Consider the following 6,328-nt stretch of genomic DNA (forward strand, 5'->3'; position numbering starts at 1 on the left):
CGTACTGGATCGCCCGCCAACAATTTCTATTGTGTTAGAGGATGAGGCGGTCCGAACTCGGTGGGGTCGCATTCAAATACTCCAGATGGGAGATTGAGAATTATTCTATCCTGAATCTGCTGCGGATCTTCTTCGAAGTCGGCATAATTCAGATATCCTTCCAAGGATGCTCCTGGTGGTACAATAGTTGAGGAATAACCTTCGAGACACATTTCGTTTTTATAAGGTACTGTCTTTCCTAAATAAGAAAAAGAGAGAGAAAATCGAGCAAGGCAGTTATCAATAATTCCATTCTTCGGCCACTCATCGGCGCGAATGCAAAGTGATTTGCTGGAAATATTTCGGAGATACATGTTGAATCTTTTGTATTTATCAGATTTCTCGGCACGCAACGAATAGTCGCCTTCCTGCGTTCGCATTGTTACGCGGACATGAGTGCTGTCTCTTGCTGAGCATGAAAGTAGGAATATTGTTACGGCTGCGATCTTCAGAACTATTCCATAGCGAACCATTTAGAACTCCGACCAATCATTGAATGCGACGCACGATTGGGAGTTGCAGTCTAACGACGATAGGCCAGTCACAAATTTCTGAAAAGGGGCGCCGTTCGACCTCTCCCACCCCTAATCCCGCCGTCCCGTCACCAGCAGCCAGGCAATGCCGGCCAGGGCGGCGAGGCAGCCGAGCAGGGCGAAGGCGGGGATGCCGAACAGCCGCGGCCCGCTTTCGGCCAGGATCGGCGCCAGCCCGACCACGAAGGCGGCGGTGACGATGGCGACGGCGATGCGCGCGGCGCCGCGCTCGATCGAGCGGCCGAACCGGTCCATCCGGCCGATCTCGATCTCCAGCTTCCCCTTCTCCAGCCGCAGCAGCACCCGGCGCAGGATGCCGGGCGCGTCGCCGGCCAGGGCTTGCAGCTCCAGCAGCACCGACCCGGCCCGGCCCAGCAGCGCCTCCGGGGCATAGCGCGCGGCCAAAGCCCGGCGCACCACCGGCTCGACCTCGCGCACCACGTCCAGCTCGGGGTCCAGGCGCCGGACCACGCCTTCCGAGGTCATCAGCGCCTTCAGCACCAGCGCCAGGTCGGGCGGCAGGGCCAGATCGTGATCGCGCATCAGGCCGACGAAATCGGCCAGCGCCTGGCCCAGCTTCAGCCGGCCCAGCGCGCCGCGGGTGTGGCGGGCCAGGAAGGCCTCGGCCGCCTCCTCCAGCGGGCGGGCGTCGATGTCCGGCTGGCCGGCCCAGTCCAGCAGCACCTCGCGCACCCCGGCGGCGCTGCCGCCGGTGATCGCCGCCATCAGCGTCACCAGCTGGTCGCGCCGCCGTGCCGACAGCCGGCCGATCGTGCCGAAATCGAGATAGGCGATGCGGTCGCCCGCCAGGCACAGCATGTTGCCGGGATGCGGGTCGGCGTGGAACACGCCGTCGATCAGCATCATCTGCAGGAAGGCGTTCGAGCTGCGGGCCGCCAGCACCCGCCGGTCCAGCCCGGCCGCCGCCAGCGCCGCCTCGTCGCCGGGCCGGATGCCGGCGACGAAGTCCTGCACCAGCACCTCCTCGCTGGTCCAGGCCCAGTGGATGCGCGGCACCACGATCTCCGGCCGGTCCTCGAACTGGGCGGCGATCAGTTCGGCGTTGCGGCCCTCATTGGCCAGGTCCAGCTCCTCGCCGATCGCGGCGGACAGGTTGCGGGTGATCGCCTCGGGGTGATAGCGCCGCAGCTCCGGCAGCTCGGTCTCGGCCAGCCTGGCGGCATGGGCCAGCAGGCGCAGATCGGCCTCGACCAGCGGCCGCAGCCCGGGCCGGCGGATCTTCACCACCACTTCGGTGCCGTCGGCCAGCGCCGCGCGATGCACCTGGGCGATCGAGGCCGAGGCCAGCGGCACGCGGTCGAACCGGGCGAAGATCGCATCGGGCGCGCCGCCCAGCGCCGCCTCCAGCACCGGCGCCAGCGCCTCATAGGGCAGGGGCGGGACACGGTCGTGCAGCTTCTCCAGCTCGGCCAGCCATTCCGCCGGCAGCAGGTCGCTGCGGGTGGCCAGGATCTGGCCCAGCTTGATGAAGGTCGGCCCCAGCGCCTCGATCGCCAGCCGCAGCCGGGCCGGCGTGTCCTGGCCGGGCGCCGCCGTCCCGGTGTCGCCGGGCGCCAGCCCGGCCTGCTTCAGCAGCCGGTGCAGCCCCAGCCGGCGCACCAGGTCGCCGAAGCCGAAGCGCAGCAGCACGGTGACGATCTGCTGCAGCCGCTTCAGGTCGCGGGCGACGACGAAGGCGGTGGGGAGGACCTGCATGCTCGTCCTTGCGAAGCGGGTGATGCGGGGCTGCAACGTCGGTGCCGCCGCCAGGTTCCGCCGCCGGACGAATGGCCGCGGGCGGGATCGCGATTCCAGTAGTATTATCGGCCACATTCGTTCATGATACGTTCTATGGACATGGCGCAATCCGATTCCGACGAGATCAAGCCGACCGATCCCGACATGAAATGGACGGGGTGGGCGCTGGACAAGCTGCGCGAGATCGTCGACCTGGACATCAGCACCAAGCGGGCGACCGTGCGGGAGCAATCGCAGATCCTGCGGGGGTCGGAGATGCCGGACTACCCGCTGATGCAGTCGCGGCTCTCCCGGTCGGTGCGGCTGTCGCTCGCCATGACCGAGCGGATCCGCGCCGACTACCTGATGCGCCGGGCCAAGCGGACCGAGTCGGGCGAGCAGGAGCGCCGCCGGCAGAAGCGGGAGCAGACTGCCGAGTCCGTCGCCAAGGCGGTGGCCCAGCCGGACGAGCCCGAGGACGTCGAACGCGTGCGGTCGATGGTGTGGGAGTCGCTGGTCGAGGACGAGATCCTGGACGTGCAGCTGGACACCCTGTCGCCCGAGGAGTTCCTGCGCGAGGTCTGCCGCAAGATCGGCCGCATGCCGCATTCGGCCCCTCCACCGCAGGGCTGGGACGAGGCCGACACCATCGACCTGCCCGGCCCGAGCATGGAATTCGTCGCCGCGGCCTCTCTGCCCGGGGACGACTGGGCCGAGCCGCCGGAGGACTCCGCGGACGGCCATCCGCCGCCCAGGCTGCCGAAGCCCGACAGCAGCTGAGGGCCGAAGCGGCCCGACATGCCCTCTGATCCTGACGAACCGAGTGTTTTGCCTCTCCCGTTTACGGGAGAGGTCGGAGGCGCTTGCGCCTCCGGGTGAGGGGGTTTCGTCGAGGCCTGGGCCCGCCCGGTCGTCCTACGGACGTTCGACCTCTCCCGCCAAGCGGGAGAGGCAACACAAAAGCAGCGCTCCGAAGCCCGCGGCCCGTTTGCGTCCGGCCGGCCCACCTCCTATAACCACCGCACGATTCCCCGATCCTGCAGTTATCGAGCGCGCGATGCACGACATCCGATTCATCCGAGAGCATCCCGAAGCCTTCGACAAGGGGATGGCTCGGCGGGGTCTGTCGCCCGTCGCCGCCGAGCTGCTGTCGCTGGACGAGCGCCGGCGCCAGATCACCACCGAGCTGCAGGGGCTGCAGACCCGCCGCAACGCCGCGTCCAAGGAGATCGGCGCCGTCAAGTCCAAGGGCGGCGACGCCCAGGCGCTGATGGACGAGGTCGCGTCGATCAAGGCGAAGATGGGCGAGCTGGAGCAGGCCGACCGCGACGCCGAGGCGGCGCTGGCGGCGCGGCTGGCCGAGCTGCCGAACATCCCCGATGACGACGTGCCCGACGGGGCGGATGAGAGCGCCAATGTCGAGATCCGGCGCACCGGCGAGCCGCGGCGGCTGAACTCGGCCCGCGACCATGTCGACCTCGGCGAAGGCCTCGGGCTGATGGACTTCGCCGCAGCCTCCAAGCTGTCCGGGGCGCGCTTCGTGGTGCTGCGCGGCGCCCTGGCCCGGCTGGAACGCGCCATCGGCCAGTTCATGCTGGACCTGCACGTCACCGAGCATGGCTACACCGAGATCGCCCCGCCCTTCATGGTGCGCGACGAGGCGGTGTTCGGCACCGGCCAGCTGCCGAAGGCGGCCGAGGACATGTTCCGCACCAACACCGGCCACTGGCTGATCCCGACCGCCGAGGTGCCGCTGACCAACCTGGTCGCCGGCGAGATCCTGGAGCAGGCGGGGCTGCCGCTGCGCTTCACCGCGCTGACGCCGAGCTTCCGCTCCGAGGCCGGCGCCGCCGGGCGCGACACCCGCGGCATGATCCGCCAGCACCAGTTCTGCAAGGTCGAGCTGGTCAGCATCACCACGCCGGAGCAGTCGGCCGCCGAGCACGAGCGGATGACGCAGTGCGCCGAGACCGTGCTGAAGCGCCTGGGCCTGGCCTTCCGCACCATCGTGCTGTGCACCGGCGACATGGGCTTCACCGCCCGCAAGACCTACGACATCGAGGTCTGGCTGCCGGGGCAGGGGCGCTATCGTGAGATCTCCTCCTGCTCCAACACCGGCGAGTTCCAGGCCCGGCGGATGCAGGCCCGGTTCCGGCCGGAGGGCGAGAAGGGCACCCGGTTCGTGCACACGCTGAACGGCTCCGGCGTCGCCGTCGGCCGCGCCCTGATCGCGGTCATGGAGACCTATCAGCGGCAGGACGGCTCGATCGAGGTGCCGGAGGTGCTGCGGCCCTATATGGGCGGGCTCGAGATCCTGGAAGCGAAGGGCTGACGATGCGCATCCTCCTGGCCAATGACGACGGCATCAACTCCACCGGCTTCTCGGTGCTCGAGCGCATCGCCCGCGAGCTCTCGGACGATGTCTGGGTCTGCGCGCCCGAGACCGAACAGTCGGCCGCCAGCCATTCCCTGACCATCCACCGGCCGCTGCGCCTCAGGAAGATCGAGGAGAAGCGCTTCGCCGTCGACGGCACGCCGACCGACTGCGTGCTGCTGGCCGTCAACCACATGATGAAGGACAAGCGGCCCGACCTGGTGATGTCCGGCGTCAACCACGGCCGCAACATCGCCGAGGACGTGACCTATTCCGGCACCATCGCCGCGGCGATGGAGGCGACGCTGCTGGGCATCCGCGCCATCGCCTTCAGCCAGCAATTCGCCGATGGCCGCCGGCCGGACTGGGAGACGGCGGGGCGCTGGGGCGCCGAGGTGGCGCGCAAGGCGATCGCCACGGACTGGCCCGACCAGGTGCTGGTCAACGTCAACTTCCCGGCGGTCGATCCGGACGCGGTCACCGGCATCGCCGTGGTGCCGCACGGCCTGCGCAAGATCGGCGACGTGCTGGAGGAGCGGGTGGACCCGCGCGGCCGCAGCTATTTCTGGATCGGCACCAGCCGGACCGAGGAGGCGCTGCAGGGCGACGAGACCGACGTGTCCGCCCTGCGCGACGGCCGGATCACGGTGACGCCGCTGCATCTAGACCTGAACCACGCCGCCGCGATCCAGTCCCTGCGCGGCGTCTTCGCCAAGTAGGAGCTGTCGTGAGCGGTGTCCGCCCATGATCGCCGAGCCGCGGCTGATCCGGCTCCTGATGCATCTCCGCCGGTCGGGGATCACGGATCATCGCGTCCTCGGCGCGATCGAGCGGGTGCCGCGCGAGGCCTTCGTGCCCGACGCCTTCCTCGACCAGGCCTATGAGGACATCGCCCTGCCGATCGGCCGCGGCCAGACCATCAGCCAGCCGATGGTGGTCGGGCTGATGACCCAGGCGCTGGAGGTCGGCGACCGCCACAAGGTGCTGGAGATCGGCACCGGCTCGGGCTACCAGGCCGCGGTGCTGGCGCGGATCTGCCGCCGGCTCTACACCATCGAGCGGCACAAGCCGCTGCTCGACCTGGCGCTGGAGCGGATCGCCGGCATGCGCATCAGCAACATCACCGCGCGCTGGGGCGACGGCATGAAGGGCTGGCCCGAGCAGGCGCCGTTCGACCGCGTCATCGTCACCGCCGCGCATCGCGGCGACCTGCCGCCCCCGGCGCTGACGGACCAGCTCGCGATCGGTGGTATAATCGTGATTCCCACGGGGGACGAGAAGCGGAACCAGCGCGTGGTCCGCTTCACGCGCACCGAGACCGGGTTGGAGCGGGAGGATCTGTGGCCAGTTCGCTTCGTGCCGTTGCTGCCGGACCTTCCCGACGGGGAGGATGGCGGTCCATCCTACTGACGACGCTCGCCGCCGCGAGCCTCGCAGCCTGCAACGTCCCGCCGGGTGCCGACGAGATGGCGCAGCGGCCGGCGACCGTCCAGGTCCAGCCGGGCGACGACGTGCTCGCCATCGTCCGCCGCTACGACGTGTCGATGCCGGCGCTGATCGCGCTGAACGGGCTGCAGCCGCCCTATGCGCTGCAGACCGGCCAGACCCTGCGCCTGCCGGGTTCGCCGGGCTCCGCGCCGGGGCC

General features: G+C 68.8%; 6 protein-coding genes. 4 read left to right on the plus strand and 2 right to left on the minus strand.

Annotation, left to right across the window (positions count from 1 at the left end; all coding sequences use genetic code 11):
• Positions 1–26 precede the first annotated feature (26 nt).
• Positions 27–512 (minus strand): hypothetical protein, encoded by a 486-nt coding sequence (locus tag ACTOWL_RS02480; protein ID WP_441319604.1) that lies wholly within the window; start codon positions 510–512, stop codon positions 27–29.
• A gap of 111 nt (positions 513–623) precedes the next feature.
• Positions 624–2,288 (minus strand): ABC1 kinase family protein, encoded by a 1,665-nt coding sequence (locus tag ACTOWL_RS02485; RefSeq protein ID WP_441319605.1) that lies wholly within the window; start codon positions 2,286–2,288, stop codon positions 624–626.
• Positions 2,289–2,411: 123 nt separating this feature from the next.
• Between ACTOWL_RS02485 and ACTOWL_RS02490 the strand changes: the two genes are divergently transcribed.
• From ACTOWL_RS02490 to ACTOWL_RS02505, 4 genes are all read left to right on the plus strand, one after another.
• Positions 2,412–3,089, plus strand: coding sequence for a hypothetical protein (locus ACTOWL_RS02490; protein WP_441319606.1), 678 nt, complete (start codon positions 2,412–2,414; stop codon positions 3,087–3,089).
• Between the two features lie 277 nt (positions 3,090–3,366).
• On the plus strand, positions 3,367–4,641 hold the full coding sequence (gene serS, locus ACTOWL_RS02495; protein ID WP_441319607.1) for a serine--tRNA ligase: 1,275 nt from the start codon (positions 3,367–3,369) through the stop codon (positions 4,639–4,641).
• Positions 4,642–4,643: 2 nt separating this feature from the next.
• Positions 4,644–5,402 (plus strand): 5'/3'-nucleotidase SurE, encoded by a 759-nt coding sequence (surE, locus tag ACTOWL_RS02500; protein WP_441319608.1) that lies wholly within the window; start codon positions 4,644–4,646, stop codon positions 5,400–5,402.
• Between the two features lie 25 nt (positions 5,403–5,427).
• Entirely contained in the window at positions 5,428–6,093 is a 666-nt protein-coding gene (locus ACTOWL_RS02505; protein ID WP_441319609.1) for a protein-L-isoaspartate(D-aspartate) O-methyltransferase, read from the plus strand.
• The last annotated feature ends 235 nt before the right edge of the window (positions 6,094–6,328 follow it).

Source organism: Inquilinus sp. CA228 (assembly GCF_052078665.1).
Taxonomy (GTDB): domain Bacteria; phylum Pseudomonadota; class Alphaproteobacteria; order DSM-16000; family Inquilinaceae; genus Inquilinus.

Excerpts from the sequence above, each read along its gene's own strand:
- ACTOWL_RS02505 (WP_441319609.1), top strand. The coding sequence starts at position 5,428 with ATGATCGCCGAGCCGCGGCTGATCCGGCTCCTGATGCATCTCCGCCGG.
- serS (WP_441319607.1), top strand. The coding sequence starts at position 3,367 with ATGCACGACATCCGATTCATCCGAGAGCATCCCGAAGCCTTCGACAAG.
- surE (WP_441319608.1), top strand. The coding sequence starts at position 4,644 with ATGCGCATCCTCCTGGCCAATGACGACGGCATCAACTCCACCGGCTTC.
- ACTOWL_RS02490 (WP_441319606.1), top strand. The coding sequence starts at position 2,412 with ATGATACGTTCTATGGACATGGCGCAATCCGATTCCGACGAGATCAAG.
- ACTOWL_RS02480 (WP_441319604.1), bottom strand. The coding sequence starts at position 512 with ATGGTTCGCTATGGAATAGTTCTGAAGATCGCAGCCGTAACAATATTC.
- ACTOWL_RS02485 (WP_441319605.1), bottom strand. The coding sequence starts at position 2,288 with ATGCAGGTCCTCCCCACCGCCTTCGTCGTCGCCCGCGACCTGAAGCGG.